Annotated in this window: 21 protein-coding genes; 13 read left to right on the plus strand and 8 right to left on the minus strand. The window is 62.5% G+C overall.

Going from position 1 to position 26,242, the window contains the following annotated elements:
• Positions 1-509: 509 nt before the first annotated feature.
• Positions 510-1,814, minus strand: coding sequence for an ATP-binding protein (locus tag ACW9IN_RS20205; protein WP_457367530.1), 1,305 nt, complete (start codon positions 1,812-1,814; stop codon positions 510-512).
• An 8-nt stretch (positions 1,815-1,822) separates the two neighbouring features.
• Positions 1,823-2,563, minus strand: a complete 741-nt coding sequence (locus ACW9IN_RS20210; RefSeq protein WP_457367531.1) for a response regulator — start codon at positions 2,561-2,563, stop codon at positions 1,823-1,825.
• Between the two features lie 269 nt (positions 2,564-2,832).
• Here ACW9IN_RS20210 and ACW9IN_RS20215 point away from each other — a divergent pair, with 269 nt between their 5' ends.
• Positions 2,833-3,912 (plus strand): sigma-54 interaction domain-containing protein, encoded by a 1,080-nt coding sequence (locus ACW9IN_RS20215; protein WP_457367532.1) that lies wholly within the window; start codon positions 2,833-2,835, stop codon positions 3,910-3,912.
• Here the strand turns inward: ACW9IN_RS20215 and ACW9IN_RS20220 are convergent.
• Positions 3,890-5,302 carry an aminotransferase-like domain-containing protein gene (locus ACW9IN_RS20220; RefSeq protein ID WP_457367533.1) on the minus strand — a complete coding sequence of 471 codons (1,413 nt, stop codon included), beginning with the start codon at positions 5,300-5,302 and terminating at the stop codon, positions 3,890-3,892. The genes ACW9IN_RS20215 and ACW9IN_RS20220 overlap by 23 nt on opposite strands.
• Positions 5,303-5,459: 157 nt before the next feature.
• Between ACW9IN_RS20220 and ACW9IN_RS20225 the strand changes: the two genes are divergently transcribed.
• From ACW9IN_RS20225 to ACW9IN_RS20240, 4 genes are all read left to right on the plus strand, one after another.
• Positions 5,460-5,624 carry a rubredoxin gene (locus ACW9IN_RS20225; RefSeq protein ID WP_457367534.1) on the plus strand — a complete coding sequence of 55 codons (165 nt, stop codon included), beginning with the start codon at positions 5,460-5,462 and terminating at the stop codon, positions 5,622-5,624.
• A 27-nt stretch (positions 5,625-5,651) separates the two neighbouring features.
• Complete coding sequence (locus tag ACW9IN_RS20230; protein ID WP_457367535.1) at positions 5,652-6,521, plus strand: sugar phosphate isomerase/epimerase family protein; 870 nt, start codon at positions 5,652-5,654, stop codon at positions 6,519-6,521.
• 71 nt (positions 6,522-6,592) lie between these two features.
• On the plus strand, positions 6,593-7,225 hold the full coding sequence (locus ACW9IN_RS20235; protein WP_457367536.1) for a LysE family translocator: 633 nt from the start codon (positions 6,593-6,595) through the stop codon (positions 7,223-7,225).
• 105 nt (positions 7,226-7,330) lie between these two features.
• A complete protein-coding gene (locus ACW9IN_RS20240; protein ID WP_457367537.1) occupies positions 7,331-8,560 on the plus strand; it encodes a M20/M25/M40 family metallo-hydrolase in 1,230 nt (409 codons plus the stop codon).
• Positions 8,561-8,835: 275 nt separating this feature from the next.
• Here the strand turns inward: ACW9IN_RS20240 and ACW9IN_RS20245 are convergent, their stop codons facing one another.
• Both ACW9IN_RS20245 and ACW9IN_RS20250 read right to left on the minus strand, forming a co-directional pair.
• A complete protein-coding gene (locus ACW9IN_RS20245; protein ID WP_457367538.1) occupies positions 8,836-11,919 on the minus strand; it encodes an efflux RND transporter permease subunit in 3,084 nt (1,027 codons plus the stop codon).
• 2 nt (positions 11,920-11,921) lie between these two features.
• On the minus strand, positions 11,922-13,028 hold the full coding sequence (locus ACW9IN_RS20250; RefSeq protein ID WP_457367539.1) for an efflux RND transporter periplasmic adaptor subunit: 1,107 nt from the start codon (positions 13,026-13,028) through the stop codon (positions 11,922-11,924).
• Between the two features lie 101 nt (positions 13,029-13,129).
• Here ACW9IN_RS20250 and ACW9IN_RS20255 point away from each other — a divergent pair, with 101 nt between their 5' ends.
• The 7 genes from ACW9IN_RS20255 (at position 13,130) to ACW9IN_RS20285 (ending at position 22,706) form a co-directional block, all read left to right on the plus strand.
• Positions 13,130-14,335, plus strand: coding sequence for a multidrug effflux MFS transporter (locus ACW9IN_RS20255; RefSeq protein ID WP_457367540.1), 1,206 nt, complete (start codon positions 13,130-13,132; stop codon positions 14,333-14,335).
• A gap of 98 nt (positions 14,336-14,433) precedes the next feature.
• Positions 14,434-15,300, plus strand: coding sequence for a pirin family protein (locus ACW9IN_RS20260; RefSeq protein ID WP_457367541.1), 867 nt, complete (start codon positions 14,434-14,436; stop codon positions 15,298-15,300).
• Positions 15,301-15,466: 166 nt separating this feature from the next.
• Positions 15,467-16,912 (plus strand): mechanosensitive ion channel domain-containing protein, encoded by a 1,446-nt coding sequence (locus tag ACW9IN_RS20265; protein WP_457367542.1) that lies wholly within the window; start codon positions 15,467-15,469, stop codon positions 16,910-16,912.
• 122 nt (positions 16,913-17,034) lie between these two features.
• Entirely contained in the window at positions 17,035-18,459 is a 1,425-nt protein-coding gene (gene aldA, locus ACW9IN_RS20270; RefSeq protein ID WP_457367543.1) for an aldehyde dehydrogenase, read from the plus strand.
• Between the two features lie 76 nt (positions 18,460-18,535).
• Positions 18,536-19,846, plus strand: coding sequence for an MFS transporter (locus ACW9IN_RS20275; RefSeq protein WP_457367544.1), 1,311 nt, complete (start codon positions 18,536-18,538; stop codon positions 19,844-19,846).
• 1 nt (position 19,847) lies between these two features.
• Positions 19,848-21,065: a mandelate racemase/muconate lactonizing enzyme family protein gene (locus ACW9IN_RS20280; RefSeq protein ID WP_457367545.1), complete on the plus strand. Its 1,218-nt coding sequence runs from the start codon at positions 19,848-19,850 to the stop codon at positions 21,063-21,065.
• A 27-nt stretch (positions 21,066-21,092) separates the two neighbouring features.
• Positions 21,093-22,706 (plus strand): GMC family oxidoreductase, encoded by a 1,614-nt coding sequence (locus tag ACW9IN_RS20285; RefSeq protein ID WP_457367546.1) that lies wholly within the window; start codon positions 21,093-21,095, stop codon positions 22,704-22,706.
• An 80-nt stretch (positions 22,707-22,786) separates the two neighbouring features.
• On the opposite strand, the gene ACW9IN_RS20290 is transcribed toward ACW9IN_RS20285, so the two are convergent.
• Positions 22,787-23,890 (minus strand): alanine racemase, encoded by a 1,104-nt coding sequence (locus tag ACW9IN_RS20290; RefSeq protein ID WP_457367547.1) that lies wholly within the window; start codon positions 23,888-23,890, stop codon positions 22,787-22,789.
• Between the two features lie 70 nt (positions 23,891-23,960).
• Here ACW9IN_RS20290 and ACW9IN_RS20295 point away from each other — a divergent pair, with 70 nt between their 5' ends.
• Positions 23,961-24,587 (plus strand): helix-turn-helix transcriptional regulator, encoded by a 627-nt coding sequence (locus tag ACW9IN_RS20295; RefSeq protein WP_457367548.1) that lies wholly within the window; start codon positions 23,961-23,963, stop codon positions 24,585-24,587.
• On the opposite strand, the gene ACW9IN_RS20300 is transcribed toward ACW9IN_RS20295, so the two are convergent.
• Together ACW9IN_RS20300 and ACW9IN_RS20305 are read right to left on the minus strand one after the other, a co-directional pair.
• Positions 24,575-24,955, minus strand: coding sequence for a RidA family protein (locus ACW9IN_RS20300; protein WP_457367549.1), 381 nt, complete (start codon positions 24,953-24,955; stop codon positions 24,575-24,577). The genes ACW9IN_RS20295 and ACW9IN_RS20300 overlap by 13 nt on opposite strands.
• On the minus strand, positions 24,952-26,217 hold the full coding sequence (locus ACW9IN_RS20305; protein WP_457367550.1) for a dicarboxylate/amino acid:cation symporter: 1,266 nt from the start codon (positions 26,215-26,217) through the stop codon (positions 24,952-24,954). The genes ACW9IN_RS20300 and ACW9IN_RS20305 overlap by 4 nt, the downstream gene beginning before the upstream one ends.
• Between the last annotated feature and the right edge of the window lie 25 nt (positions 26,218-26,242).

The raw sequence follows: 26,242 nt of genomic DNA on the forward strand, positions 1-26,242 counted from the left end.
GCTGCGGCACTGCTAACACAGATGCCACCTGACCCACCGCTTTCGCAGCCTCGCCGTGGCTCGACAGCTCCTACAGGGGTCTTGCAGTGGCTGAAAAAACGCTATCAGCAGGTCTATCGCGCCGGATACTTTCTCTCCAACCATAGAGCTCCAATGTGGGAGCTGGCTTGTCGGGTCGCCGCATCGCCGCGAAGACGTCGGCACAGCCAATAAAGATGTCGCCTGACCCCCCGCCTTCGTAGCCTCGCTGGGGCTCGACAACTCCCACAGGGTCTTGCAGTGGTTGGAAAAACGCCGTCAGCAGGGCCATCGTGCCGGGCACGCTCTTGCCAACAAAAGAACTCCAATGTGGGAGCTGGCTTGCCTGCGATAGCTGCGGCACTGCTAACACAGATGCCACCTGACCCACCGCTTTCGCAGCCTCGCCCGGGCTCGACAGCTCGCACAGGGGTCTTGCAGCGACTGGAAAAACGCTGCCAACAAGGCCGTCGTGCCGGGCATTTTCTCGCTTACAACTGAATTTTGATCTGGGCACACAAGCCGCCTTCCGGACGGTTGCTCAAGGTCAGTGAGCCGCCAATCGCCACAGCCAGTTGTTGGGCGATGGCCAGGCCCAGGCCGGTGCCGCCGGTGCCACGGTTGCGTGAGCTTTCGACGCGGTAGAAAGGTTGCAGCACTTGCTTGAGTTCGTCCTCGGCAATGCCGGGACCACGGTCGAGGACTTTGATCGAGAGTTCGCCATGGGCCGTGGAGCCGACTTCCAGTTGGGCGGAGCCGGCGAATTTCAAGGCGTTGTCCACCAGATTCACCAGCACTCGCCGCAGGGCGTGGGGGCGGGTGTCGAGGATGACGGCGCTTCTGCCGGTGAGACTGACCTGTTTTTGCATGTCCTGGTAGTCGAATACCAGGCTGTCGAGGAAGGCGTCCAGGTCGATGCGGTGGCTCGCTTCGGTGGCGCCGTGCACGCTGCGCGCATAGGCCACGCCTTCACGCACCAGGTGTTCCATTTCGCCGAGGTCGTTCCAGAGCTTTTCCCGGTCGGCGGACTCTTCCATGAATTCGGCACGCAGTTTCATGCGGGTGATCGGCGTTTGCAGGTCGTGGGAAATGGCCGCCAGAATCTGCATGCGTTCCTTGAGGTATTCGGCGATGCGCTTTTGCATTTCGTTGAACGCGGCGGCGGCGTGGGCCACTTCGGTCGGGCCTTTTTCGTCCAGTGGCGTGGGGTGCGCGTTGGGGTCGAGGGTTTCCACGGCCCGCGCCAGACGCGTGAGCGGGCGGATCGCCAGGCGTACGGCCATCCAGGTGCAGCCGAGCAACAGCGCCAGTTGCAGAACCAGCACCACCGGTAGCCAGTAGGCCACGGGCAGCGGGGCAGGGCGTACGTCGATGGTGAGCGGACTGCCGTCGCCCAGGGTCAGGTGAGCCTGAAAGTGCTTCTGCAAGCCCGGAATGTTGCGGAAAGTCAGGGTGTAATGTTCGCCCAGGGCCTCGGCAATGGAGGTGGCCGCCATGGGTACGTCATCGCTGCTCAACGGTTCGCCGGGCTCGCCGATGTCAAGCAGGTAGCGGTAGTTCTGCCGGTCGATGCGCGTCAGCCAGTCGGCGCGTTCGCTGGCGGGCAGGCGATCGAGGATCGCCACCGAGGTCGCCACGTCGCTTTCCAGATTGCCGAGCATCACCGTGCGGGCGGTGACGTAGCGCTCGTAGAACTGCGCACTGAAAGACAAACCATGGGCGCAGACCAGGCTGATCAGAAAGATCAGCGACAGCTGCGAGGCCAGGGTGCGCGGCCAGCCAAATCTTGGTTTCAAACGTGAGGTCATTGCTCGGCCCCGAGGATTTCCACCGCCAGGGAGAACACATAGCCTTCGCTGCGTACGGTCTTGATGTAGGCCGGTTCGCGGGCGTCGTCCAGCAGCCGTTGGCGCAGGCGGCTCACCAGTAGATCGATGGAGCGGTCGAACAGATCGGCGTCGCGGCCCTGGGTGAGGTTGAGCAACTGGTCACGGTTGAGCACACGCTGGGGATGGTCGAGGAACACCCGCAACAAGCGGTATTCGGCACCGCTCAGGGCGACGAGGGTGTCGTCTTCGTCGAGCAGGTGGCGGGCGGTGGTGTCCAGGCGCCAGCGGCCAAAGCGAATCAGGCGACCGGTCTCGCTGACCACCAGGTTGGGTGGCAGCATGCGGGTGCGGCGCAGCACGGCGTTGATGCGCGCGAGCAGTTCGCGGGCGGCGAAGGGTTTGATCAGGTAATCGTCGGCACCCATTTCCAGGCCGATGATGCGGTCGGTTTCATCGTTGCGTGCAGTCAGCATCAGCACCGGCGTGGCCTTGTGTTTGCCGACCCGCAGTTCGCGGCACAGCTGCAGGCCATCGTCGCCGGGCATCATGATGTCGAGCACGATCAGGTCCACCGGGGTGGTCTCGAGAAAGCTGCGCATCTGCCGGCCATCAGCCACCACGGTGGTGCGCATGCCGTTCTTTTTCAGGTAGTTGCCGACCAGTTCGCGGATCTCTCGGTCGTCATCGACGATCAGGATGTGATCGACATGATCCATGTTGCGTTCCTCAATAAGTAGTCATTGCTGCGCAGTCTAGCCACTGCCCGAGGCGTTGCCTTGTGCCCTTTGTATTGCAGTGTATCTGGCTGTGAGGAGATACACGACGAATCAAAAAAGCCGCTGAGAGGCCGGTTTGAGGCGATTCCAGTGGTGAAGTGCTGTTATTAAACGAGTTATGTACTAATGAATTTTTAATATTTCTAGTTATATGTGCGGCTGGGTAAAGTCACCATCACTTTCTTTATCCCGCCGCCGGAAATTCGTTCATGAACCGTCCCCTCGGGCAGCCCACGCCGGTCCTCACGTTGCCCCAGGGTGAAAAGGACCCGCTGTCGATCCGCGCCAAGGCCCTGGTGTTTTCCGACCCGCGCTCGTTGCAACTGCTCGATTACCTCAAGCGCGTCGGCCCCAGCGAGGCGCCGGTGCTGATCAATGGCGAGACCGGTACCGGCAAGGAACTGGTGGCGCGCTACATCCACAGCGCCAGTGGGCGTACCGGCGCATTCGTGCCGGTGAACTGCGGCGCCATCAGTGAAAACCTGGCGGAGAGCGAATTCTTCGGCCATGAAGCCGGTTCGTTTTCCGGTGCTTCAGGACGGCGAATCGGCTGGTTCGAAGAGGCTGACGGCGGTACGTTGTTCCTCGATGAAATCGGCGACCTGCCGCTGCCTTTGCAGGTGAAGTTGCTGCGGGTGTTGCAGGAACAGGAAGTGGTGCGCGTGGGCTCGCGCAAGCCGATCAAGATCAATATCCGCCTGGTGACCGCCACCAACATCGACCTGGAACAGGCGGTAGAGGCCGGCAATTTTCGCCTCGATCTGTTCTACCGCATCAACGTGGCGCAGGTGCAGGTCCTGCCCTTGCGCGAGCGGCCGTTGGACATTCTGCCGCTGGTGGAGCACTTCCGTCGGCTGTACAGCGCCAGGCTGAAAATCGCCGAGCCGATGCTCTCCGAATCCGCCACCCAGGCGCTGCTCGACTACCCGTGGCCGGGCAATATCCGCGAGCTGGAAAACGTGGTGCACCTGGCATTGCTGGTGGCGGGCGACAAACCGATCATGCCCAATCACCTGAAGTTTTCCGCCGGGCTGAGTGCGTTGCACGCCAGCGCCAACAGTGCAGCGCCGCGTATCCCTCAGGAAGTGATCCGCGAGCAATTGCTGCGTTTGTTCGAGGTGCCGGGCGACACGCTGCTGCATGATATTGAAGACTTGATCGTGCGCGAGGCGTTTGCGTTCTGTGGTTTCAACCAGCTGCGCACGGCAGACCTTTTGGGGATCACCCGCAATGCCATGCGCACGCTGTTGGTCAACCACGGGATGCTCAAGGGCCGCGCGAAGCCTTGACCAGCAGCGCCTCGAACACCCGCTGCGCCCGGGGTTCATCGCTGTGGGCCACGTTGAACCGCATCGAGTCGCGATGGGCGGGGTCGTAGCCGAACAGGGCGCCCGGTGCCAGGACCATGCTGCGTTTCAAGGCTTCCTGCGCCAGCAGTTCACCGTTGACCCCCGGCGGCAGGCGCGCCCAGATAAACATCCCACCCTCATAGGCCATCGGCAATTCGCAGCCGCAGCGCTTGAGCCATTGCTCGACGCGCCCGCCGGATTCCATCAGGCGTTGCACCATGCGTTTGCGGTGCTTGGCGTAGCTGCCTTCGCTGAGCATGCGGTAGACGATCTGCTCGAACAGCTCCGAGGTCACGCCGCCGCTCATCAGCTTCATGTTGGTCAGGTTGGCCGCCAGTTGCGGTGCGGCCACCACGTAGCTGACGCGGCTGTTGGCGCTGAGGATCTTGGAAAAGCCTGACAGATATGTGACCTGTTCCAGCCCGGCCAGAGCCGCCAGGCGTGGTGGCGGGTTGGGGTGCAGGTCGCCGTAGAGGTCATCCTCGACGATATGGCAGTGATACTGCTGGGTCAGTTGCAGCAGGCGAAAGGCCTGGCTGGGGCTGAAGGAATGGCCGGTGGGGTTGTGCAGCACGCTGGTGGTCAGGTACAGGCTGGGGCGATGCTCGGCCAGGCGCTGTTCGAGGGCGGCGAAGTCGAAGCCGTCGGGTCGGCGCTCGATGGTCACGACCTTGACCCCGTGCAGGGCCAGGTTGGCGTGGAAGTTGAAATAGCACGGCGCGTCCAGCAGCACCGTGTCGCCGGGGCGCGCCAGCAGGCGCATGAGCATGTCCAGGCCCTGCACCGTGTTGGGGGTGGTGATGATTTGTTCCACCGGCACCGACAGGCCTTCGCCATGCAGCTTCTGTTGCAGGGCCTGGCGCAGCGGTAACAGCCCGGCCGGCGTGCCCAGCCCGGCGATGCGCAGCGAGGGCGCGCGCACCACGCTGCGCATGGCCTGGCGGATGGCTTCGCCGTTGAGCCAGGCTTCCGGCAAGTGGCCGCCGCCGGGGCGCAGCTCGCCGCCGGCGGTGACCAGCGGGCGACGTAATACGCTGAGCAGGTCTTGGGGCAGCAGGTCGACCCAGGTCACCGACGCCGGGCGGGTCGAGTCCATCGCCACGAAGTAACCCCGGCCCTGGCTCGACGTGAGCAGGTTGCGCCCGCGCAAGCGGTCCAGCGCTTCGTTGAGGGTGAACTTGCTCACGCCCAGCACCTCGGTCAATTCCCGCACCGACGGCAACTTGCTGCCGGGCGCCCAGTCGCCGTTTTCGATGGCCTGGCTGAACGCCTCGACGATCTGTTGGACCTTGGGGGTGCCTTCCTGAAAGGCGATGGGGGATACAAACATAAACCGTCCTTGTCTTTGCCGGTGCTTTTACCGGTGAAGTTAGGCCGGATTAGGCATCACTTTACCTGCCTTGTGCAATGTCGCTCACCTAGACTGCGCGCCATCTGGCCATCACCTGGCCTTTTTCCTACACGCGAGCAATGGATTTCGCATTCTCATGAAGACTTATATGTGCGCCCCCTGCGGTTTTATGTATGTAGAAGAATTGGGCATTCCCGAAGACGGAATCCCGGCAGGCACCCCTTGGGAAGAGGTGCCTGATGACTGGACATGCCCGGACTGCGGCGTGACCAAGGCCGATTTCATGGCCATTGAACTCTAACGCTCCACTTATGAAAGGACTCGCTCCATGGACACCAAGCTGATCACCCCCGCCGTCCCTTTTTGTACCGGCGTCGCTCACCAGAAATACCTGAGTGCCGAAAAGGGCCTGCAAACCGCCGTCGAAGGTGGCTGCACCCATTGGTATATCGACGGCAGCCTGTTTGGCGAAATGGTCGATGACTGGACCGATGAACGCATCGCCAGCTTGCAGGTGCAGATCGAGGCCACCGGGGTCAAGCCGGTGTATCACGGCAACTTCAAGGCGCCGCTGGGCAGTGATGTGGAAGCCTTCCGGGCCGCGGCGGTGGAGTATGTGAAGAAGGAAATCGACATCGCCAGCCGCCTGGGTGCGCCGTTGATCCTTCATGGAGGCTGCATCGTCGAACCGAAAATGGTGTTGATGGCCAAGAAAGTCGCACTGGACCACTACCTCAAGTCGATCCAGGAACTGGCCCGTTACGCCGAGGCCAAGGGCACGGATATCTATCTGGAGAACTTGTCGAACTACGTCAACTATCGGCCATTCCACTACATCTTCACCCATGAAGCGGAATACGCCTTTATCTTCGAGCGCCTGCAAGACCATGCCAATGTGTACTTCTTCCTCGATGCCGGGCACGCCAACATCGAAAACGGCCTGCCGGCGGAAGTGGTGCGCAAGTACCACCACCTGATCAAGGGCATTTCCTTCAGCAACAATAACGGAGTGCAGGACCAGCACTTCGGCATCCATGACGGCAACTGCGATTACGCCGACGTGGTGCAGGCCATTGTCGAAACCAACTGGAAAGGCCTGGTGGCCTTTGAAACCCGCAACCAGAGTGCCAAGGCGGCCCTCGCCGAACTGGCCGTGATGTATCGCGAATCCCTGACGACCGAAATCGCTGTCGCCTGATGGGCTGCGGGGCGGGCACTTGCGTGGCCCGTCCCATTGCCGTTGTTTTACCCAATCCAAGGTCCAGGACCATGACAAGTGCGTTGACGTTATCCTCGTTTCTCTACTTTCTGCTGTTTTGCGCCACCATGACTTTCAGCCCCGGTCCCATGACCCTGCTGTTGTTGAGCCTGGGCCTGAGGGACGGCCTGCGCAGTTCGATCCCGGCGCAGATCGGCGCCAGTGTGTCGTACCTTATTTCCATCCTGATCTTTGCGGTGGGTTTCTCGGAATTGATCAAGGGCAACCTGGCGATCACCCAGGCGATCCAGTTTGTCGGCGTGGCCTACATTTTGTACCTGGCCTACAAGCAGTGGACCAGCAGCGGCGTATCGATCAACAAGGCCGGCAACGTGGAGGGCTCGCGCAGCCTGTTTGGCAAGGGGCTGCTGACCGGGTTTTCCAACCCCAAGACCATCATCATGTTCAGTGCGGTGTTCCCGCAGTTCGCCGGGGCCGGGGAGCACAGTTCGGCGGCGGACATCGCTATTCTCGGGCTGACCTTCCTGTTGCTGCAATTTGCCAGCGGTTGCCTGTATTGCTACTTCGGCCAGCGCATCAAGCACCTGCTGGAAAACCCTCGGCGGCGGGTGTTGTTGCAGCGCATCACGGCGGTGCTGTTGTTGGGGGTGGCGGTGATGCTGGCTCGTGGGTTCTCGCACTGAGTGGCCTGGGCCTGACTGCGTCAATTCGGTACAGAGGAGTTGGTTCTGAACGATCCGGTGGAGTAGGGTGTGGCAGCCCCTCCAACAAAAAACAAGGATCGGTTCATGCTCTTCAACTTCTCCCGTACCCTGCTGGCCGCCACTCTGGCCTTGTCCTTCGCCGTACCGGCCTACAGCGCCGAACCCCACAAACAGATCCAGGCAGATGCCGAGCAGTACAAGGCTGAGGCCCTGAAACTGCTGGAGCGCCTGGTGAATATCGATTCGGGTTCCGGCTATGAGCCGGGCCTGACCCAGGTGCGTGACATTGCCGTCGATGAGCTCAAGCAACTGGGGTTCAGCATCGAATTGGTGCCCGACGCGGCGGCCAACAACAGCCATGTGATCGCCACGCTCAAAGGCACCGGCAAGGCGAAAATCCTGCTGATGGCGCACATGGACACGGTGTTCAAGGAAGGCTCGGCTGCCGAGCGTCCGTTCCATATCAAGGACGGTCGTGCCTACGGCCCGGGCGTGATGGATGACAAGGGCGGCATCGTCGCCGGTATCTACGCGCTGAAAGTCCTGAAAAACCAGGGCTTCAAGGATTACGCACACATCACCTTCCTGCTCGACGCCAGCGAAGAGACCGGTTCCGACACCGCATCGGAGCTGATCCGCAACACTGCCAAAGGCCACGATGTGACATTGAACCTGGAGCCCGGTCGCCCCGCGGATGGCCTGGTGGTGTGGCGCAAAGGCAGCGCGACGGCGGTGGTCGAAGTCAAAGGCAAGGCTGCCCACGCCGGTGTCGCGCCCGAGTTGGGCCGCAACGCGGCGATGGAAGCTGCGCATCAGATATTGCAACTGGGCAAACTGGGCGATGAAGAGAAGAAAACCACCATCAACTTCACCGTGCTCAAGGCGGGCGACCGCACCAATGTCATCCCCGATCAGGCCACGGCCAAGGCCGACGTGCGCGCGGCGCTGCCGGAAGAGTTCGACCGCATCGAGAAAGACCTGGTGCGGGTTTCGGCCAACAAACTGATCCCGGAAACCGAAGTGACCACCAGCCTCAAACGCGGCCTGCCGCCAATGCCACAGACGCCGGAGTCGGACAAACTGGTGGCGATTGCCCAGGGCATTTATGGCGAGCTGGGCAAGAAACTGACCATCGAAGGCAGCGGCGGCGCGGCGGATGCAAGCCTGTCAGCCGGGGTGGGCACGCCGACGCTGGATGGGTTCGGGATTGTGGGCGGGAATATTCATACGCCGGAGGAATATGCGGAGGTGGAAAGTGTATCGCCGCGGATTTATCTGTTGAGTCGGATGATTATGGAATTGTCGAAGCGGTGAGTGGCTGAGCCTGCGTTTCTGCCTGGCCCGCGTCTGTAGTGAGCAGGCTTGCCCTGCGCCGGGCTGCGGAGCAGCCCCAAGATGGTCAGCGCTGATCCAACAGAGTAAACACGTTGCCAGAGTTGGGGCTGCGCAGCAGCCCCAAGATGAACGGCGCTGATCTAACGGAAGAAACGCGTTGGTCAGGGTGAGCAGTTCCTCCCCGATGCCCTCAACCGGAATTGTGTATTCAGGCGAGGGACTTTGCAGCGGTTGTGAGGTGAGGGGAGTAGAGCTTATCCGGCGGTTGCGTGGGAGGTTTCGACAGCTTTTACGTGGGTCCGCCCCAACACCAAACTGCACAGCGCCGGCAGGAACAACAGCGTCAGCACGGTGCCCACCAACACCCCGCCAATCAGCACATACGCCAGGGACGACCAGAACACCGACAGCGTCAGCGGGATAAACGCCAGTGCCGCCGCCAATGCAGTGAGGATCACGGGGCGCGCGCGGCGCACGGTGGCTTCGACGATAGCGTCGCGAATCCCCATGCCGTGCTCCTGGTTCTGGCGGATCTGGTCGGTGAAGATCAGCGTGTTGCGCATCAAAATCCCGCCGATGCCGATCAGGCCGAGAATCGCGTTGAAGCCGAACGGCTGGTTGAACAGCAGCAAGGTCGGCACCGCACCGATCAGGCCAAGGGGGGCCGTGGCGAACACCATGAACATCACGCCGAACGAGCGCACCTGGAACATGATTACCGTAAGGGTCAGCAGGATCATGATCGGGAACAGCGCCGCCAGCGCGACGTTGGCCTTGGCGCTTTCTTCCACGGGGCCGCCGATATCGATCTGGTAACCGGCCGGTAGCTTGGCGATCAGCGGTTGCAGGTCTTTGTAGGCGGCCATTTCCACGTCGGGCGGTTGCACGCCGTCGATGATGTCGGCGCGCACTTCCACGGTGGTCGCGCGGTTGCGGCGCTTGAGAATCGGTTCCTCCATCACCGCCTGGAAATGCCCGACCTGGGCCAGCGGCACTGACGTGCCGGCGCTGTTGGTCAGGGTCATGTTGTTGAGGTTGCCGAGGTTTTCCCGCTGGCTGCCCTGGGCGCGGGCGACCACCGACACGGTGCGGTTGCCTTCGCGCACTTCGGTGATCGGGTTGCCGCTGAGCAGGGCGTTCAGCTGGGATTTGACCTCGTTGGGCGTGAAGCCCAGCAAGCGCAGACGGTCTTGATCCAGCACCAGGCGATAACCACTGGTGCGCTCGCCCCAGTCGAGGAAGGTGTCCTTGGTCAGCTTGTTGGCGGCAACCACTTTGCGCACCTCTTCGGAGATGCCGCGCAGTACGTCCACGTCAGGGCCGGACACGCGGAATACCACCGGGAACGGTACTGGCGGGCCGAACAGCAACTGCGTCACGCGGACCCGTGCCGACGGAAACTCACCCGCCGCGATGCGCTCGCGCATGCGCAGCTTCAAGGCGTCGCGGGCATGGGAATCCGGTGTCTGCACGATCAGCTTGGCGAAGGCCGGATCGGGCAGCTCCGGGTTCAGCGACAGGAAAAACCGTGGCGCACCGCCGCCCACATAGGTGTCGACCAGGGTCGTCTGGGGTTCTTGCAGCAGGGCCTTTTCCAGCTGCGCGGCGACCGCTTCAGTGCTTTTGAACGCACTGCCCGGTGGCATGTACACCTCCAGAATCAGCTCGGAACGATCGGAGTTGGGGAAGAATTGCTTCTTCACCATCCCCATGCCCAGCCCGCACAACACGAATGCAGCCACCACCAGTCCGGTCACCAGCCAGCGTCCGCGCACGCAGGCTTCGACCAGCGCGCGCAATTTCTGGTAGTAATGCCCGGCATAGATCGCCTCATGGCCACCGGGCACCGGCTTGATCTGCGGCAGCAGTTTCACGCCTAGATACGGCGTGAACACCACCGCCACCAGCCAGGATGAAATCAGCGCGAAACCGACGATCCAGAAAATATTGCCCGCGTATTCCCCGGCGCCGGAGCGCGCAAAGCCTACGGGCAGAAAGCCGATGATGGTCACCAGCGTACCGGTGAGCATCGGCGCCGCCGTGGCGCTCCAGGCGAAGGTGGCGGCGTGGATGCGGTCGAATCCTTCTTCGAGTTTCACCACCATCATCTCGATGGCGATGATGGCGTCATCCACCAACAGGCCCAGGGAAATGATCAGGGCACCAAGGGTGATGCGGTCGAATTCACGCCCGGTCAGCAGCATGATCACGAACACCACCGACAAGGTCAGCGGCACGGCGGCGGCCACTACCAGCCCCACGCGAAACCCCAGGGCCAGCAGGCTGATGACCATCACCACGGCCAGGGCGACGAAGAATTTCAGCATGAATTCGTTTACCGCCAGGCTGATATTTTTCGCCTGGTCGGAGACCTTGGCAAAGTTCACGCCGAGGGGCAGGTCCGCTTGGATTTTGGCTTCCTGGGCCTTGAGGCTCTTGTCCAGTTCAAGGCCGTTCCAGTGCTTTTCCATGATCACGCCGAGCATCAGCGCAGGGTCGCCCTGGTGGCGAATGCGGTAGCTGGGCGGGTCCTCATAACCCCGGCTGACGCTGGCCACATCGGCGATGCGCAGGACCCGGCCGTTGACTTCCAGCGGTACGTTTTCAATCAGCGCCAGACTGTCGAAGGCGCCGTCGATACGGATGTAGGCGCGGGCACCGGCGGTCTCCACAAAACCCGACGGCGCCACGGCGTTCTGCGCGGCGAGGGCGGCAAAGATCTGGTCGGGCTTGATGCCCAGGGTCGCCAGGCGTTCATACGAGAACTCGACGAAGATGCGCTGTGCCTGCTCGCCGAGGATGTTGACCTTCTTCACCCCTGGCAGGTTGAGCAGACCCTGGCGCAGTTCTTCGGCCATTTGCACCTGTTGCCGGTGGGGCAGGTGTTCGGCTTCCAGGGCGTACAGCGCGAAGTACACATCGGAATACTCGTCGTTGAAGAACGGCCCGATCACGCCCTTGGGCAGTTTCGAGGCTTCATCGCTGAGCTTTTTGCGGGTCTGGTAGAACAGGTCCTGGATCTCGCTGGGGCGCGTGGATTCCTTGTAGGTCATGCGCATCGACACAAAGCCCGGCTGGGCGATGGTCTCCACGCGGTCGTAGTAGTCCAGTTCCTGCAGGCGCTTTTCCAGGCGGTCGGCCACTTGCTCCTGCATCTCCTGAGCGGTTGCCCCGGGCCAGGCGGCGGTGATGGTCATGACCTTGACGGTAAACGACGGGTCTTCGGCGCGCCCCAGTTTGCCGAACGAGAAGACCCCGGCGGCGAGGATCGCAATGATCAGAAACAGCGTGACGGCGCGGTGCTTGACCGCCAGTTCGGAGAGGTTGATGCCGCGCATGCTCAGTGATCCTGTTTGCGGTTGAGGGCCAAGGCCTGGGCGGGCAGCAGGCGCACCGCGTCACCGTTGTGCAGCAGGTGGGCGCCGAGGGCGACGATGGTCTGGCCGGGGCTGACGCCGCTGTCGAGCAAGGCGTCTTCCTGGCCGAGGCTGGCAACGTTCACCGGAGCGAATGTGACCTTGTTGTCCGCGCCGATCAGCCACACACCGGTGCCTTGTCCCGCATCCTGCAACGCGCCGATAGGCACCCGGGTTTGTTGAGCCTGGCCGTTGCCTTGCAGGCGCACGGTGATGGTGGAACCGAGGGCAAAACGCTCGACGGCGCCGTGCAACACATAGCGGGCGCGGTAGGTGCGAGTGACGGGGTCGGCGCTGGCGGACAGTTCGCGCAGGGTGGCGGTCACCGCCTGGTCCGGCGCGCCGAACGGGAAGGCCAGAGCCTTTTGCGAGGCCTGGTCGCGCTGGTTTTCCGGCAGGTTGACGATGGCTTCGCGGGCGCCGTCGTGGGCCAGCCGCGCGACGATTTGCCCTTCGGCCACCACTTGGCCGCGGTCCACGCGCACGTCGGTGATGATGCCGTCGCCATCGGCCTTGAGCACCGAGTAGGTGCGACGGTTTTCGATCTGGCTGGCATCGGATTGCGCAGCGGCCAGTTCCGCTTCGGCCACCCGCAGATTGGTGGCCGACTGGTCGAAGATCTGCCGCGATACGGCGCCGGTGCTGGCCAGGCGTTGGTAGCGGTTTTCATCGTCACGGCGTTGGCGCAATTGTGCCTGGGCGGCATTGACGCGGTTCTTCGCCGAGCGCAAGGCCAGCTCGAAGTCGCCGATATCCAGCACCAGCAGAGTGTCGCCACGGGAAACGTGCTGGCCGGGGTCGACCTTGCGTTCGATGACCTTGCCGCCGACCCGGAACCCCAGGTCGCTTTCGGTGCGCGCTGCGACCACGCCGGTGTAGGCACTTTGCTGGTTGCCGGCGGCTTCGACGTTGGTGGCGAGGACCGGGCGCGGTTGGGGCACTTCAGCGGCGGTGTCGGCCTTGCTGTTACAGCCATTGAGGACGATCAACAGGGCCAGGGGCGTGAGAAGACGCAAGGGAAGAGGGTGCATGGCGGGCTCCGGGGATAACCATTGGGTAAAAAATTATGGACATAATTTTTTACGCATATTATGGTCGAAATATAAATTAATCCAGCCCCCGGATGTACCCAATGACAAACGCCCCGGTCCCCTCGCGAAGCCTGTTGTTTTTACTGGTGGCCCTGACGGCACTGGGTGAGGTCTCGACGCAATTGATCATTCCCGGCCTCGGCGCCATCGAGCAGGCACTGGCAGCGCCAGCCGGCTCGGCGCTGATGGCGCTGTCGGCATTTGTCGCGGCGTTTGGGCTCGGCCAGTTGTTGTTCGGTCCGCTGTCGGACCGCATCGGTCGGCGCCCGGTGCTCATCGGTGGCTTGGCGCTGTACGTGCTGGCCACTTTGTCGATGCTGCTGGTCAACGACATCACTCAATTCATTGCCGCCCGCGTGTTGCAGGGCTTGGGCGCGTGCGCCGCACTGGTGCTGGCGCGCACGGTGGTACGCGATGTCTGGAAGGCCGAAGCGGGGCCCGCATTGGCACTCACCATGATCGGCATGCTCTACGCCATCGTGGTGGCGCCGATGGTGGGCGGGTTGCTGATCAAGCTGTTCGGCTGGCATGCGCCGATCCTTCTGGCGCTGGTCATCGGTAGCGTGGTGCTGTTGCTCGCGCTGCTGTTCTTTCGTGAAAGCAACCATTATCTCGACCCCCAGGCCGGTCACTGGCGCACGTTGGGAGGCCAGTACCTGGACCTGCTCAAGGGCCGCGCGTACCGCGCCTACGCCGTGACGCTGGCCTGTACCTACGGTGCGATGTTCGCGGTGATCGCCGGTTCGTCGGCGGTGTACATCAACCTGCTGGGCCTGAGCAGCCTGGAATACGGCATCAACTTTGGTGCCATGGTTTCGATGCTGATCGTCGGCTCCACCTACACCCGCCGTAATATCCTGCGTTTGGGGCCGCAGCGGATTGTGGCGATGGGCGTGACGCTGGTGATTATCGGCGGGGTCAGCGCGCTGGTGATCTACGCGCTGTTCGGTCTATCGGTGCCGGGCCTGGATATTCCGATTGCGCTGGTCACCCTCGGCGGTGGCCTGGTGTTGCCCGGCTCCGTCACCGGCGGGGTGATGCCCAATGCCCATCGTGCCGGGCTGGCGGCAGGTTTGATGGGCTTTTCGCAGATGTTCGGTGCCACCTGCAGCGGTCTGCTGCTGAGCCATTTGCGCGATGGCAGCGCCACACCGATGATCGTCATCCAGGCGTGTTTTGCGGTGATGGCTTTCGTATCCTTCCATCTTTTGCGCCAGCGTCAGGCTACCCTGGTGCCGGCGAACTGAGCGTGCATTGTCCTATCAGCGAGACTAATCGAGTCGTTTTTGCCGGCTAGTGCTCAAGTGCCCCGGGCCGTATGGTGTACTCACTTTGGAGGACCACCATGAAAAAACTCATCGGCATCTACACCAGCCCGCGTGCCCATTGGGTCGGCGACGGTTTCCCGGTGCGCACGCTGTTTTCCTACGACTCGATGGGCAAGTACATCAGCCCATTCTTGCTCCTGGACCACGCCGGCCCGGCTGAATTCAGCCCTACCACGCAACGTCGCGGTGTCGGCCAGCACCCCCATCGCGGGTTTGAAACCGTGACCATCGTCTATGACGGCGAAGTCGAACACCGCGACTCCACCGGCGCGGGCGGCGAGATCGGGCCCGGTGACGTGCAATGGATGACGGCGGCCAAGGGCATTCTTCACGAGGAGTACCACTCCGAAGCCTTTGCCCGCAGCGGCGGGGCGCTGGAGATGGTGCAACTGTGGGTCAACCTGCCCGCCAGGGACAAAATGGCCGACGCCGGTTACCAGACGATTGTCGACGGCGACATTCCGCTGTTGCCGCTGGCCGACGACGCCGGGCACTTGCGCCTGATTGCCGGTGAATTCGCGGGTAGCCGTGGGCCTGCGCGCACGTTCACGCCGATCGATGTGTGGGACCTGCGCCTCAGCGCCGGCAAGTCCGTTACCCTGGACCTGCATGCCGGGCGCAACACCGCCCTGGTGATCCTGCAGGGCACGGTGTTGGTCAACGGCGAGGAAGTTGCCCGCCAGGGGCAATTGGCGCTGTTCGAACGGGAGGGCAGCCAGCTCACCCTGGAAGCCAACGACGATGCCAAGGTGCTGCTGCTCAGCGGTGAACCGATCGACGAGCCCATCGTCGGCCACGGCCCGTTCGTGATGAATACCGAGCAGGAGATTCATCAGGCGTTCGAGGACTTCCACTCGGGCAAATTCGGCCAGATGGAAATTTAACGGCTCGCCGCAAAACCCTGTGGGAGCTGGCTTGCCTGCGATCGCATCAGCGCGGTATCACTTGTATACCGAGTCGTCTGCATCGCAGGCAAGCCAGCTCCCACATTTTGTTTTCAGCGTTACCATTTCATGCGATCTTCACGGCATTCGCCCTGGAGACGCCTGGATGCCCTCATTTATCGCCGATCACCCGATGTTTTGCGCCCTGGCGCTGATCCTGATCGACATCGCCGTATGGCGTCTGATTTCCGCCAATCTCGCCAACTGGAAGCTGGCGGCACGCCTGGTGATTTTTGGCGTGTTCAGTGCCGTGCTGTTCAACGATGGCATGAACCCCATGCAGATGGCTCCGTATGCCGAACACACCGCCTTGCACCTGGCTGCCACGGCCTTGCAGATCGGCTGGTGGCTGTTCGCTGCGCGCACCCTCACGGTGTTGCTCGGCACATTGATGATGCAGCGGGTGGGCCACACCGGGCGCCTGTTGCAGGACCTGATGGGCGCGGTGATCTTCCTGATCGCGATCATCGCCGCCATGGCCTATGTGCTCGACCTGCCGGTCAAGGGCGTGCTCGCCACCTCCGGCGCGGTGGCGATCATCGTCGGCCTGGCGTTGCAAAGCACCTTGAGCGACGTGTTTTCAGGGATCGTGCTCAACACCACCAAGCCGTATCAGATCGATGACTGGATCTCCATCGACGGCACCGAAGGGCGCGTCACCGATATCGACTGGCGCGCCACGCGCCTGCAAACCTCCCAGGGCAGCATGGCGGTGATTCCCAACTCCATGGCGGCCAAGGCCAAGATCATCAACTTTTCGCGCCCGGCCGACATGTTCGGTCTGGCGGTCAGCCTGCAAGTCAGCCCCCATGCGCGCCCGCAAACCGTGATCGAGGCGCTGGAACGGGCGATGCAGGGTTGTCGCCCCTTATTGGCCAAACCCGCGCCGAGCGTGGCGTTCAAGACCTCGGCCAGTGGTGGCGTCGAATATGAAATCAGCGGGTTCGTGCCCGCCATGCCGCTCAAGCGCGAAGTCCGCAACCAACTCTACGACCTGGCTTTCCGGCACTTGCAGGCGGCGGGCGTGACCCTGTTGTCCACCGCCGAGGGCGCGCCGCCGGCGATCAAGTCGCGGGCGCGGGCGTTGCTCGACGGTTCGACGATTTTTTCCACCTTGCGCCAGGAGGAAAAGGAAACCTTCAGCCAGAACATGGTCCTGCACACCTACCGCAGCGGCGAGATGATCCTGCCGGCAGGGGAGGTCAGCGATCATCTGTTCATCATCGAGTCGGGCGTGGTCTCGGTGATGCTCAGCAAGGGCGGGCACAAGTTCGAGGCCGGGCGCATGGGGCCGGGAGAGGTGATCGGCGAGGCGGGCATTCTCACGGATCAGGCCGCATTGGCGGATTTTTCCGCCAAGACCTTCTGCACCCTGTACCGCATCGAGAAGGAATACTTGAAACCGTGCCTGGATGCGCGGCATGACATCAGCGAAGCGATGAGAAACATGCTGGATTTTCGCATCCATGCCCCGCAGGCCTTGACTCAGGAGACCCCGGCGATGCCGGTCAAGAAGGGCTTCCTGCAATGGTTGCGCAATCGGGGGCTGTAACGGCCAAAACTCACTAACCTGCGTTTTTTGCACGTTACCCCACGCAATAAATCGTTTGTCCAACGGCTGGCCGATGACAAAACTGCATGTCACTCGGATAACAACAACGTTGGGCGAACCACATGCAACTCGAGCGCAATTTTTTCAACGGTCATTTTGTCGAACCTGCCAGCGACGCCCTGATCGCCGTCTACAACCCGGCCACCGAAACCCTGGTGGGTCACGTCAGCGCCGCCACGGCCGATGAGGCGATTGCCGCCGTCGATGCCGCCGCCATCGCCCAGAAAACCTGGGGCAAGCTCACCAGCATCGAACGCGCCGAACATCTGCGGGCGTTTGCCGATGCCCTGGAGAACGGCGCCGACGCCATCGGCAGCGCCCTGGCCAGCGAGTCGGGCAAAAGCCTCAGCGACGCCAGCAACGAAGCCCGTTACGCCGCACAGATCACCCGTTACCACGCCGAATGGGCGCGTCGCATCGAAGGCGAGATCATCCCCAGCGATACCCCGGACGAAAACCTGTTCCTGCAGCGCGAACCGATTGGCGTCGTGGCCTGCCTGATCCCGTTCAACTACCCGGTCTACACCTTGCTGCGCAAGATCGCCCCGGCGCTGATCGCCGGCAACACGGTGGTCGTGCGCCCGAGCAACAACACGCCGCTGTCGGCGTTCGAGATTGCCCGTGCGGTGGTCAAGGCCGGGATTCCAGCCGGTGTGATCAATATCCTGACCATGGATCACGGCACCGCCGCCAGTGTCTGCACACACAAGGCCGTCGGCCTGATTACCCTCACCGGTAGCGTGAATGCCGGGCGCATTGTGCTGGATTACTGCAAGGCCAACATCGCCAAGCCGTCCCTGGAACTGGGCGGCAAGACCCCGGCAATCATCGAAGCCGATGCCGACCTGGAAAAGGCCGCCAGCGCCATCGTCGCCTCCAAGACCACCCACTGCGGCCAGCTGTGCACGGCGGTGGAGCGCGTCTACGTGCACGAAGCCGTCTACGACCGCTTCCTGGCGTTGCTCAAAAGCAAGATCAGCGCGGTGAAGTTCGGCGACCGCGCCCAGGACGAAAGCCTGATGGGCCCGCTGGTCAATGCCAGCTCGCAGAAGAATATCCACGCCATGGTCGAGCGCGCCGTCGCCGCCGGTGCTGTACTGGAAACAGGCGGCGTGTTGCCCGAGGGGCCGGGGCATTTCTACCCGCCGACCTTGCTCAGCGGCTGCCGCCAGGACATGGAGATCATTCAGGAGGAAATCTTCGGCCCGGTGCTGCCGGTGCTCAAGTACCGCGACATCGACGACGCCCTGGCCATGGCCAACGATCACCAGTTCGGCCTGTCGTCGGTGCTCTACACCGAGAACTACCGCACGGCGATGAAAGTGGCCAACGCCATCGAAGCCGGCGAGTTGTACGTCAATCGCACCCCGGCGGACCCTTATCAGGGCTTCCACGCCGGCTGGAAACGCTCAGGGCTGGGCGGCGATGACGGTAAGCACGGGATGCTCGAGTTCACCCAGACCCGCCTGGTGGTCATGAAGTACTGATTCACGAACACCCGCTGCACCTTCAATAAAAACAATTATCGGGGCACCCGCACATCGGGTGCCTGAGGTCCACACGATGTCCAAGCCTGCACCCGTTGCCCAGGTTTCCGTTGCCGTGCCCGCGGCACCCGGCGACAAAGCCAGTCGCTACTTCCAATTGATGCTGCTGGTGCTTGCCGCCGGCGCGATCTACCCCATCCTCTACCTGCGCCAGGTCTACCAGACCACGATGCTTGAGGTGTTCCACATCAACCACAGCGAGCTGGGCTACCTGTACTCCATGCTCGGCACGATCTTTTTGCTCAGCTACTTGCCCAGCGGCTGGCTGGCTGACCGTTTGCCACCGCGCTTTTTGATCTTCTTTTCGCTGGTGGCCACCGGCGGCCTGGGCCTGTGGTACTCCAGCGTACCGTCGATGACCGGCTTGATGATCATCTTCGGCTGCTGGGGCCTGACCACCGGCCTGACCTTCTGGGCCTCAGTGCTCAAGCGCGTGAAAATGATCGCTCACCAGAGTGAACAAGGCCGCTTCTTCGGCATTCTCGATGGCGGTCGCGGCCTGGTGGAAGCCCTGCTGGCCACCGTGGCCCTGGGCCTGTTCGCCTATGCCACCGAAACCCGCAGCGAATCGGCAGCCGAAGGCTTCAAGCACGTGGTCTATCTGTATTCCTTCGTGTGCATCGCCATCGGTTGCGTGCTGGTGCTGCTCAAGGATCCGAAATCCATGGCCGAGACGGCTGCCGTGGAGAAGGGCAAATTCAACCTGATCGCCGACCTGGCCACCCTGGTGAAAATCCCCGAGCTGTGGCTGGTGACCGCCATCGTGTTCTGCGGCTACCACATGTTCTGGGCCACCTACAGCTTCTCCGACTACCTGCAAGGCAGCGGCATGACCGCCGTGATGGCCGGCACCATCACCACCATCAAACTGTGGATGCGCCCCATCGGCGGTATCGGCGGCGGCTGGCTGGGGGACAAGTTCTCGAACATCTCGGTGCTGATCGTCGCGCTGGCCCTGGTGACGTTGGCGATGGTCGGGCTGATCGTGTTCCCGGCGTTCAACAGCCTGGGGCTGCTGATCGGCACCGTGATCTTCATCGGCCTGATGACCTACGCGATTCGCGGCCTGTACTGGGCGATCCTCGACAGCTGCGACATCCCGCTGCGTATCACCGGCCTGGCGATCGGCATCGTCTCGGTGGTGGGGTACTTGCCCGACACCTTTATCCCGCTGATCAACGGCTACCTGACCGATGCCTACCCGGGCAAGGCTGGTTACAACCTGTATTTCGGCTACATCGCCTTTATCGGCGTGCTGGGCACCCTCGCGGCCCTGACCCTGCGCGCCCGAATCAACCGTAAAAAATTCAACCCGACAGGTGCCTGAGATGAAAATCGTCGCCCTTGAAACCCATATCGTCGCCGTCCCGCCACCCCACGTCGGCGGCATGTACTGGCTGTTCGTCAAGCTCAAGACCGACTGCGGTATCGAAGGCGTGGGCGAAATCTACGCCGCCACCTTCGGCCCCAAGGCCATGCTGCCGATTATCGAAGATGTGTTCGAGCGCTACCTGCTCGACCAGGACCCGCACCATATCGAGCGTTTCTTCCGCCAGGCGTACTCCAGCGGTTTCACCCAGCGTCCGGACCTGACCATGATGGGTGTGGTCAGCGGCCTGGAAATGGCCTGCTGGGACATCATCGGCAAGGCCGCGAACAAGCCGGTCTACGAATTGCTCGGCGGCAAGGTCAACGAGCGCCTGCGTTCCTACACCTACCTGTATCCGGTCAACAGCCAGGGCGAGTACGACTACGACGACCCGGACCTGGCGGCCGAGTGCGCCATCGAGAACATGAACAAGGGCTTCACCGCCGTGAAGTTCGACCCGGCCGGCCCGTACACCGCGTACTCCGGTCACCAGATTTCCCTGGAAGTGCTGGAGCGCTGCGAAACCTTCTGCCGCAAGATCCGCGAAGCGGTGGGTGACAAGTGCGATCTGCTGTTCGGCACCCACGGGCAAATGGTGCCGTCGTCGGCGATCCGCCTGGCCAAGCGACTGGAAAAATACGACCCGCTGTGGTTCGAAGAGCCAGTGCCACCGGGTCAGGAAGACGCCATGGCCCAGGTCGCGGCCAAGACCAGCATCCCGATTGCCACCGGTGAGCGCCTGACCACCAAGTACGAGTTCTTCAAGCTGTTGCAGGCCGGCGGTGCGTCGATCCTGCAAATGAACGTGGCACGCTGCGGCGGGCTGCTGGAAGCCAAGAAGATCGCCAGCATGGCCGAGGCCTACTACGCGCAGATCGCGCCACATTTGTACAACGGCCCGATTGGCGCGGCGGCCAGCTTCCAGCTGGCGACCTGCACGCCGAACTTCCTGATCCAGGAAAGCATCGGTACCTGGGGCGGCTTCCATGCCGAGGTGCTGACCAAGCCGCTGCAATGGGAGGACGGTTACATCATCCCGTCCACCGAGCCGGGCCTGGGGGTCGAGCTGAACATGGACGTGGTGCGCAAGCACACGCCGTATACCGGCACGCGCCTGCACCTGCAAATGGCGCCGACCCCGGCCGACGTAAAAGACACTTCGCCCGCCAAGGGCTAAAAAAAACGACTGATGCGGTAACCGTGAATGACATATGACTACATCATCGCCGGCGCTGGCGCCGCGGGCTGCGTCCTGGCCAACCGATTGTCCGCCTCGGGCGAGCACTCCGTGTTGTTGCTGGAAGCCGGCGGCAAGGACAGTTCCTGGTGGTTCAAGATCCCGGTCGGCTTCGCCAAGATGTATTACAACCCGACCTTCAACTGGATGTACTACAGCCAGCCGCAAAAGCAGCTGGCCGACCGCGCCATCTACGCCCCACGGGGCAAGGTGCAGGGCGGTTCGGGCTCGATCAACGCCATGATCTACGTACGCGGCCAGGCCCATGACTTCGATGACTGGGCCGCCAACGGCAACGACGGTTGGGGTTTCAAGGACGTGCTGCCGTACTTCCGCAAGCTGGAAAACCACCCCCTGGGCGACACCGAGTACCACGGCGGCAGCGGCCCCATCAGCATCACACCGATGAAGGGCCAGACCCACCCGATCTGCGACGTGTTCCTCAAGGGCTGCGAGCAGTTGGGCTATGCCCACAGCGACGACTTCAACGGCCCGAAGTTCGAGGGCGCCGGACTGTATGACGTCAACACCCGCAACGGCGAACGCTGCTCCAGCAGCTTCGCCCATCTGCATCCGGCGCTGGGGCGGCCGAACCTGACCGTGGAGCTGCATGCACTGGTCGACCGCGTGCTGTTCGACGAACACAAGCGCGCCACCGGCATCACCGTGACCCAGCATGGCGTTGCCCGGACCTTCACTGCGCGCAAGGAAGTGATCCTCTGCACGGGCGCGGTGGACACGCCGAAGATCCTGCAACTGTCCGGCGTGGGTGACCGGCAATTGCTGGCCGAGCACAACATTCCGCAGGTGCTGCACTTGCCGGCGGTGGGTGAAAACCTGCAAGACCACCTGTGCGCCAGTTATTACTACAAAGCCAATATCCCGACCCTGAACGATCAGCTCAGCTCGCTGTTCGGGCAGTTCAAGCTCGGCCTCAAATACCTGTTCACCCGCAAGGGCGCGCTGGCGATGAGCGTCAACCAGGCCGGTGGCTTCTTCCGTGGCAATGATGCACAGCAGAACCCCAACCTGCAGTTGTACTTCAACCCGCTGTCGTACCAGATCCCCAAAAACAACAAGGCCAGCCTCAAGCCCGAGCCGTATTCCGGCTTCCTGCTGTGCTTCAACCCGTGCCGGCCCACCAGCCGTGGCACCGTGCGCATTGCCTCGAAAAACCCGCGTGATGCGGCACTGATCGACCCCAACTACCTGAGCACCCAGAAGGACATCGACGAGGTGATCCAGGGCAGCCGGTTGATGCGCAAGATCATGCAGGCACCGGCGCTCAAAGGCATTACCGTGGCCGAAGTGTTGCCGGGCACGGCGGTGCAGACCGATGAAGAGATGCTGCAATACTTCCGTGAAAACAGCGGCTCGATCTACCACCTGTGCGGCTCCTGCGCCATGGGCTCGGACCCGCAGGTATCGGTGGTGGACAAGCGTCTGAAAGTTCACGGGCTGCAAGGGCTGCGCATCGTCGACGCGTCGATCTTCCCCAACGTGACCTCGGGCAACACCCACGCGGCGGTGCTGATGGTGGCGGAGAAGGGCGCCGACCTGATCCTGCAGGATGCCCACTGACCTGTAGTGAGCGAGCTTGTTGTGGTGAGCGGGCTTGTCCCGCGCCGGGCTGCGCAGCAGCCCCAACAAGGCCACCGCCGTTACCAACCGCGCAAGCGTTCCCACACCTGCACGTCACCCTGTTCCAATAGCGCGTTATAGGCGCCGAACTGCGCCCCTGTGGCACACGCATGGTTGGGCAGGATTCGCAGACGTGTACCCAACGCAAACTGTGCCACCACATCCACCTCACGGTCCTGGAACCTTGCCACACCGTGTTCCTGGTTGGCGCTGCTCAACAGCAACCCTTCGATAGGCACGCCGTGCTCATCGCAGACCTGCCCATAACCAAAATCCTGTTTCTGGGATTGGGTACCGCGGTCGCGGCTCATCGCCATCCAGCCGGCATCGGTGATGATCCAGCCTTTTTCCGGCTGATGGCCGATCACCGTGGTCAGCACGCTCAGGGCCAGCTCGTCGGTGCGGCAGATGCCGATGTTGTGCATCACCAGATCAAAAAATGCATAGACCCCGGCGCGCAGTTCGGTCACGCCATCCAGGTTCACCGCCGACAGCGCGGTGGGGGTGGAACCGACACTCACTTGGGCGCAGGACATGCCCGCCGCGCGGATGCATTCCGCCGCTTCGACGCAACGCGCGCGCTCCTGTTCGGCGATGGCCTGCAGCGCATCAGGTGTGTCCAGGCCATAACTCTCCCCGGCATGGGTCAGCACGCCGACAAGGCTGTCGCCGAGCACGCGGGCGATCTCCAGCAAGGCCGGGTCCTGCGGCTTGACCCCGGAGCGATGGCCGTCGCAGTCGATCTCGATCATCACGGCGAAGGTCTCGCTGTGCTGCCGGCCAAATTCGACAATCGCCTGGGCGCCGGCAAGGCTGTCGGTAATCAGCGTCAAGGCGCAACCCTGGCGCCGCAAGGCCAGCGCCTGGGGCAGTTTGTGCGGGGCCATGGCCACCGCGTAGAGAATGTCGTGGATGCCCTGCGCGAAGAAGTATTCGGCCTCCTTGAGCGTCGACACGGTGATGCCTTGCGCACCCGCCGCCATTTGCGCGGCCACCACCTGGGCGCATTTATGGGTTTTGACGTGGGGGCGCAGTTGCACGCCGAGGCTGTCGGCGCGTTGCTGCATGCGCTGGATATTGCGCTGCATTTTGGCGGTATCAATCAGTGCGGCAGGGGTGTCCATGGTTGAAGCTCCACGATGAGGGACAGGGCTGAAATTGACGGCCTGTCCAGGACTGGATATGTTGTCTTGCATGAAAAAGACCTCCGTTGAAGAAATCACCCTGATCAGCCAGCTTGAACAGATTGCCGAAGGTTTGAGCCAAACCTTCAGCCCGTTCTGCGAAGTGGTGCTGCATGATTTGCGCGACCCGCAGCACGCGATCCTGGCCATCCATAACAACCTCTCGGGCCGTGCGCCGGGTGACCCGGCCACCGAGCTGGGCCTGGCGCGCATCGCCGACCCCGAGTACCCGCAAGTCATCGCCAACTACCAGAACCAGTTCAGCGATGGCCGCCAGGTCAAAAGCACGTCCATCGGCATCAAGGACGCCAGCGGCCAGTACGTGGCGGCCTTGTGCATGAACGTCGACCTCTCGTTGTTCCGGGGCTTGCAGGGCATGCTCGAACAGTTCGGCTCGATCAGTGGCGACAGGCCCGGCGAGTCTCTCGACCCGTCCGGTGCCGACGCCATCCGCGCCCGCATCGACCAGTTCGCCGCGCGCCTGGCCACCACCCCGCGCGCGCTCAAGGCGGCGGATCGGCGGTTGCTCATGCAAGAGTTGAAAGACTCGGGTTGCATGGACGTGCGCCGGGCCATGGAGACCGTGGCGTCGCACCTGGGCGTGTCGCGCGCGGCGGTCTACACCTACGCCAAATAGCGCGCCACCGCTTCAACCTCTACCAGATAACCATGATGCAGCTCCGGCACCGGCACCACCGCCCGTGCCGGTCGATGCTCGCCCAGTGCGGCGGCGTATACCCGGTCGAATTCCGGCCAGTGGCGGACTCCGGCCACATACACCGTGACTTTCACCAGGTCCTGGGGCGTGCCGCCGGCGGCGTGCAGGATCGCCAGCAGATTATCCAGCGCGACCCGGGCCTGTTCGGCAAACGAGGCCGACAGGTTATGGCGTCCATCCGGGCTCACCGGCAATTGACCGGAGATATACAGCGTGCCGTTGTGGCTGGCGGCTTGGGAGTAATGGCCGGCAGGTGGCGAGGCATTCGGGGTGTGATGCAAAGTCATAGCGTTCTCACATCAAGAGAGGGAAGGGGATCCGGTTGGGGTTGTTCGTCCGGCGTGGTACTGCCGATGACCGCCGTGGCCACGCCGCAGCCGAACACGTTGGTGGCGGTGCGGCCCATATCGAGAATCGGGTCCACCGCCAGGATCAGCAGCAAACCGGCCTCCGGCAGGCCCACCATCGGCAGGCCGGCCGCCAGTACCACCAGCGAGCCACGGGCCACGCCGGCGGTGCCTTTACTGATCACCAGCAGGGTCAGCAGCACCATCACCTGATGGCCGAAACCCATGTCGATGCCATAGGCCTGGGCAATGAACATCACGATAAACGCCTGGTACATCATCGAGCCGTCCAGGTTGAACGAGTAACCCAGGGGCAGCACGAAACTGGTCACCCGCTTGGGCGCGCCAAAGCGGTCGAGGGCGGCGATGGTCTTGGGGTAGGCCGCCTCGCTGCTGGCCGTGGAGAACGCCAGCAACACCGGGCTGCGCAGCAGGTGCAGCAGATGTTTGAAGCGTGTGCCCAGGGCCAGGTAACCCGCGCCGCCAATCACCAGCCACAGCAGCGCCAGACCCAGGTAGAACTGCGCGATCAATTTGCCGAAGCTCACCAGCATGCCCAGCCCGTACAGGCTGATGGTGGCGGCAATGGCGGCAAACACCGCGAGTGGTGCCACCAGCATCACGTATTCGGTGATACGGAACATCACCTGGGTCAGTTCTTCCAATACGTCCAGGATGGCCGAGCTTCCACGACCTTTGACAAAGGCCAGCCCCGCGCCGAAGAACAGCGAGAACACCACAATCTGCAGCACTTCGTTATTGCCCATGGCCTCGACGATGCTGCGCGGGAACACGTGGGACAAGAACCCCGACAGGTTGAAGCTGGCGGTGTTCAAGCCAGTGGCGCCGCCGGTGGGGGTGTTCAGGCCCAGTCCCACACCGGGCTGGAATAGATTGGCCAGCAGCAGTCCGATCAGCAACGACACCACCGAGGCCAGCAAAAACCAACTCATCGCTTTTAGCCCCACACGGCCAATGGCGCCGCTGTCAGCCATGCTGGCCACACCGCTGATCAGCGTGGCCAGCACCAACGGCGCGATCACCATTTTGATCAGCCGCAGGAATACATCCGTGATCAGGTTGAAGTAGCCGGCAATGGCCTTGGTACTGTCGGCGTCGAGTTGGGCGTGCAGCACGGCTCCGGTCAGCACACCCAGGCAGATCGCAATCACGATGGCCCTGGCCAGGTAACGATTTTTCATAAGCACCTCTTGTTGTTGAAGCCCG

The organism is Pseudomonas sp. SDO5271_S396 (assembly GCF_054071795.1).

Bases quoted from the DNA above. Each gene is read 5' to 3' on its own strand.
- ACW9IN_RS20210 (WP_457367531.1), bottom strand. From the start codon at position 2,563: ATGGATCATGTCGATCACATCCTGATCGTCGATGACGACCGAGAGATC.
- ACW9IN_RS20215 (WP_457367532.1), top strand. From the start codon at position 2,833: ATGAACCGTCCCCTCGGGCAGCCCACGCCGGTCCTCACGTTGCCCCAG.
- ACW9IN_RS20220 (WP_457367533.1), bottom strand. From the start codon at position 5,302: ATGTTTGTATCCCCCATCGCCTTTCAGGAAGGCACCCCCAAGGTCCAA.
- ACW9IN_RS20225 (WP_457367534.1), top strand. From the start codon at position 5,460: ATGAAGACTTATATGTGCGCCCCCTGCGGTTTTATGTATGTAGAAGAA.
- ACW9IN_RS20230 (WP_457367535.1), top strand. From the start codon at position 5,652: ATGGACACCAAGCTGATCACCCCCGCCGTCCCTTTTTGTACCGGCGTC.
- ACW9IN_RS20235 (WP_457367536.1), top strand. From the start codon at position 6,593: ATGACAAGTGCGTTGACGTTATCCTCGTTTCTCTACTTTCTGCTGTTT.
- ACW9IN_RS20240 (WP_457367537.1), top strand. From the start codon at position 7,331: ATGCTCTTCAACTTCTCCCGTACCCTGCTGGCCGCCACTCTGGCCTTG.
- ACW9IN_RS20245 (WP_457367538.1), bottom strand. From the start codon at position 11,919: ATGCGCGGCATCAACCTCTCCGAACTGGCGGTCAAGCACCGCGCCGTC.
- ACW9IN_RS20250 (WP_457367539.1), bottom strand. From the start codon at position 13,028: ATGCACCCTCTTCCCTTGCGTCTTCTCACGCCCCTGGCCCTGTTGATC.
- ACW9IN_RS20255 (WP_457367540.1), top strand. From the start codon at position 13,130: ATGACAAACGCCCCGGTCCCCTCGCGAAGCCTGTTGTTTTTACTGGTG.
- ACW9IN_RS20260 (WP_457367541.1), top strand. From the start codon at position 14,434: ATGAAAAAACTCATCGGCATCTACACCAGCCCGCGTGCCCATTGGGTC.
- ACW9IN_RS20265 (WP_457367542.1), top strand. From the start codon at position 15,467: ATGCCCTCATTTATCGCCGATCACCCGATGTTTTGCGCCCTGGCGCTG.
- aldA (WP_457367543.1), top strand. From the start codon at position 17,035: ATGCAACTCGAGCGCAATTTTTTCAACGGTCATTTTGTCGAACCTGCC.
- ACW9IN_RS20275 (WP_457367544.1), top strand. From the start codon at position 18,536: ATGTCCAAGCCTGCACCCGTTGCCCAGGTTTCCGTTGCCGTGCCCGCG.
- ACW9IN_RS20280 (WP_457367545.1), top strand. From the start codon at position 19,848: ATGAAAATCGTCGCCCTTGAAACCCATATCGTCGCCGTCCCGCCACCC.
- ACW9IN_RS20285 (WP_457367546.1), top strand. From the start codon at position 21,093: ATGACATATGACTACATCATCGCCGGCGCTGGCGCCGCGGGCTGCGTC.
- ACW9IN_RS20290 (WP_457367547.1), bottom strand. From the start codon at position 23,890: ATGGACACCCCTGCCGCACTGATTGATACCGCCAAAATGCAGCGCAAT.
- ACW9IN_RS20295 (WP_457367548.1), top strand. From the start codon at position 23,961: ATGAAAAAGACCTCCGTTGAAGAAATCACCCTGATCAGCCAGCTTGAA.
- ACW9IN_RS20300 (WP_457367549.1), bottom strand. From the start codon at position 24,955: ATGACTTTGCATCACACCCCGAATGCCTCGCCACCTGCCGGCCATTAC.
- ACW9IN_RS20305 (WP_457367550.1), bottom strand. From the start codon at position 26,217: ATGAAAAATCGTTACCTGGCCAGGGCCATCGTGATTGCGATCTGCCTG.